The sequence below is a fragment of the Variovorax sp. P1_H12_2 genome, assembly GCF_056405335.1.
Map to the genome: position 1 here is coordinate 1 of NZ_JBFUCI010000625.1, position 2477 is coordinate 2477.

The window sequence follows — 2477 nt, forward strand, 5'->3', positions numbered from 1 at the left end:
GTCTGGAACAGCCGCATCAGCACCATGCCGAGCGAGATCTCCTTGAGCGGCCGGTCGAAGTAAGGCTCGCAGACCGTGCGGATCGCCGCCTCGAGCTCGTCGATGCGGGTGCCGGGGGGCACCCAGCCGCTCTCGAGGTGAAGCTCGGCCACGCGCTTGTAGTCGCGGCGGAAGAAGGCGACGAAGTTCTGCGCCAGGTACTCCTTGTCCGATTCGGTCAGCGTCCCGATGATGCCGAAATCGAGCGAGACGTAGCGCCCGAAGCTTTCCGGCTCCAGACTGACCTGGATGTTGCCCGGGTGCATGTCGGCATGGAAGAAGCCGTCGCGAAAGACCTGGGTGAAGAAGATCGTGACGCCATCTCGTGCCAGCTTCGGGATGTCGACGCCGGCTGCCCGCAGGCGGKCGAGCTGGGCGATCGGCACGCCCTTCATGCGCTCCATCACCATGACCTCGGGATGGCAGAAGTCCCAGTACATCTCCGGGATCAGCACCAGCTTGAGCTGTTCCATGTTCCGGCGCAGTTGGGCCGCATTGGCAGCCTCGCGCACCAGGTCGAGCTCGTCGTGCAGGTACTTGTCGAATTCGCGGACCACCTCGCGCGGCTTCAGCCGCTTGCCGTCGGCCGACATGCCCTCGACCCAGCCGGCCATCATGGCCATCAGCGCAAGATCCTTCTCGATCACGTCGCGCATGCCAGGGCGCAGCACCTTGACCGCCGCCTCGCGCACCGAGCCGTCGGCCAGGCGAACCGTCGCGAAGTGCACCTGGGCGATCGATGCGCTGGCGACCGGTGTCTCGTCGAACTGCACGAAGATGTCGCCGATCGGTCGCCGGAAGGCGCGCTCGATGGTCGCGATCGCCACCTTGGACGGAAACGGCGGCACCCGGTCCTGGAGCCAGGCGAGTTCGTCGGCGATGTCCGGCGGCAACAGGTCGCGCCGGGTCGACAGCACCTGCCCGAACTTGACGAAGATCGGTCCCAGTCGCTCCAGCGCCTCGCGCAGCCGCTGGCCGCGCGGCGCATCGAGGTTGCGGCCGACCGACACGATGCGCGCCACTGCGCGCAGCCAGGGTTTCTGGAAGCTCGAGAGCACAAGCTCGTCGAGGCCGTAGCGAAGCGCGACCCAGACGATGAAGGCGCCGCGGTAGATCCGCCTCATTCGAAAACCCGCGCGTTGCGCGCTGCGGTGTTCGCCTTGGGCTTGGTAACGATCCGGCGGCTCATTCGGCGCCTGCAGAACCGTCGGCCCTGCCCGGACGCTGGCCGACGAACTGCCGCAGTGCCTCCACCACGCGGCGGGCGCCGCTCGCGATGGTGTGCGCCGGCACGTCGCCGATGGCACGTGCGAGATCGTCTTCGACGTCCCAGCGCACATGATCGATCAACCAGTTGACCTCCGCGGCCAGCTGCACGTCACCCTCGATGCGCACGGCCGGCTTGTCGCCGCGGACGGCAGCCCGCGCGAGGCCGAAGGGCGACGCCTCGGTCACCGTCAGCGTGAGTTCGGCAGTGGCGCCTTCGGGCGCGAGGTCGAGCAGCCCCGCCGGCGTCGCGACGAACTGCATCGTCACGAAGAGCCACTCGAACTGCACCACGCGCCCCTGCAGCCGCAGCAGGCGCTGCTGGGCCTCGGGTTCCTGCTGGAGCACATGGTTGAGGAAAAGCACGGTGCGATGCTGGATCTCGTGGACAGCCCAGGGCGGCGGCTGCAGACGGCTGCCGACGCGATTGGCGAGGTCTTCCAGAAACGAAAAAGGAGACGATGGTGTAACCATGTCCGTATTATCGCGCTCGCCCCCAGGTTGCCCGGCACTTCGTGTCCGGGCGCCCACCCCCTRCCGGGGGCGCAGYCRGCGGCCCGGCSWAGCCGGTTCCGCGGCTGCCCRCGAACRGGCGCGCTGCGCGCAGCCGTCGAAMAACCACAGCGCCGATTGCTTTGGCCGGCGAAGCCAGGCCCGTTGGTGAAACACCGCGGAACTGGCTTTGCCAGGCCGCCGGTGTTGCCCCCGGAGGGGGGGTGGGCGCCCGGACACGAAGTGCCGGGCAACCTGGGGGGAGCCTACTGCAACGCCTGCACCCCGGCCACCAGCCAGCCGCTGCCGCCCTTGGTGTCCTTGGTCATGTTCCAGACCTCGCGGAACGGGCTCGGGCCGGCCGACACGTCCTCGCGGATCATGCCGGAGAACTCCACGCTCGCCAGGTAGGCGTCGGGCAGTTCCTCGATGCCGAGCAGCTTGGCGTCGAGCATCACGACCTCGGTCTTGTTCGCCTGGCCGCCGGTGTGGGTCTCGCGCTCGGCCAGTTGCTGGCGGATCTCACCCACCATGCCATCGGTCATCATGGAGCGCAGGGTGCCGATGTCGGCGCGATCCCAGGCGTCCTGCAGGGTCACGAAGTTGCGCTTCGCCGCGGTGAGGAAGCCGTCGGCATCGAAGCCGGCGGGAATGCCCCACGACTGGGAGCCCGCCAGGGC

3 protein-coding genes are annotated in these 2477 nt (G+C 68.4%); all 3 read right to left on the minus strand.

Features of this window, described 5'->3' with window-relative positions; translation table 11 throughout:
* Positions 1-1163: AarF/UbiB family protein (locus AC1D2K_RS33385; RefSeq protein WP_478094554.1), on the minus strand; the 1163-nt coding region annotated here is incomplete at its 3' end.
* Between the two features lie 61 nt (positions 1164-1224).
* Complete coding sequence (locus tag AC1D2K_RS33390; protein WP_478094556.1) at positions 1225-1779, minus strand: ubiquinone biosynthesis accessory factor UbiJ; 555 nt, start codon at positions 1777-1779, stop codon at positions 1225-1227.
* 284 nt (positions 1780-2063) lie between these two features.
* A partial coding sequence (locus AC1D2K_RS33395; RefSeq protein ID WP_478094557.1) for a Tim44 domain-containing protein occupies positions 2064-2477 on the minus strand: 414 nt, incomplete at its 5' end.